This window comes from Westiellopsis prolifica IICB1, assembly GCF_004323185.1.
GTDB classification, from domain to species: Bacteria; Cyanobacteriota; Cyanobacteriia; order Cyanobacteriales; family Nostocaceae; genus Pelatocladus; species Pelatocladus prolificus_A.
Genome location: NZ_NAPS01000024.1, coordinates 1 through 1,315 on the forward strand (window position 1 = coordinate 1; position 1,315 = coordinate 1,315).

A 1,315-nucleotide genomic window follows, 5' to 3' on the forward strand; every position below is an offset into this window, starting at 1 on the left:
CTCAAAAGTGTATTCATGAGTTATTAGAAGCACAGGTAGAAAAAACACCAGATGCAATAGCAGTAGTATTTGAAGACCAACAATTGACATACAGGGAACTGAACRCCAGAGCAAATCAACTAGGACATTACTTACGCTCACAGGGAGTAAAACCAGAAGTATTAGTAGGGATTTGTGTAGAGCGCTCGCTCGATATGGTCATCGGATTATTAGCGATTCTCAAAGCAGGTGGTGYATACATACCATTAGATCCAAGCTATCCGAAAGAGCGATTAGAATTTATTTTAGAAGACGCCAAAGCCTCAGTATTACTAACTCAAACATCTGTGTTAGAAGCAATACCACAACACAAAGCTGAAGTTGTTTGTTTAGATACAGATGACCAATGGATAGGGGAACAAAGGCAGGAAAACTTATTATGTGAACTGACAAAAGACAACCTAGCATATATAATTTATACATCAGGTTCCACAGGTAAACCCAAAGGTGTGCAAATACCTCATCGAGCCTTGAGTAACTTTTTAAACTCGATGAAACAAACGCCAGGGTTCAGGCAAAATGATACCTTACTAGCAGTAACAACATATTCATTTGATATAGCAGCCCTAGAACTTTTTCTACCAATCATAGTCGGTGGTCGCTTGGTAATTGCAAGCCGAGAAATAGCCTCAGACCCAATGCAATTGTCAGCAAAAATAACAGAATCAAAAGCAACAGTTGTACAAGCGACACCAGCGACTTGGCAATTACTTGTAACAGCACATTGGAGTGGTAATCAGCAATTAAAAATTCTTTGTGGTGGCGAAGCTCTACCAAGACACTTAGCCAATGAATTATTAGAGCGGTGTGGTAGTTTGTGGAATATGTATGGTCCGACAGAAACGACGATTTGGTCCACAGCATCCCAGGTGAAACCTCAGGGTAAGCTCATACCAATTAGTCATGCGATCGCTAACACCGAACTTTACATATTAGACGAATACAATCAATTAGTACCTGTAGGTGTAGTAGGACAATTGCATATTGGTGGAGAAGGATTGGCTCGTGGTTATTTGAATCTTCCTGAGTTGACAGCAGAGAAATTTATACCTCATGCGTTTAGTAAAGAACCAGGCGCAAGTTTATATAAAACAGGAGATTTAGCACGCTATTTACCGAATGGAGAAATAGAGTATATAGGTCGGATTGACCATCAAGTAAAAATACGTGGTTTTCGGATTGAATTGGGGGAAATTGAAGCGGTTATCAGTCAATATTCTGGGGTGCGAGAAAATGTAGTTGTAGCTCGCAATCATTCCTGTGAAGATCAACGTTT

Annotated in this window: 1 protein-coding gene; it reads left to right on the top strand. The window is 40.0% G+C overall.

What is annotated here, in order from left to right; translation table 11 throughout:
* The coding region (locus B4U84_RS30150; RefSeq protein ID WP_131121662.1) for a non-ribosomal peptide synthetase at positions 1 to 1,315 on the top strand (1,315 nt) is incomplete at both ends.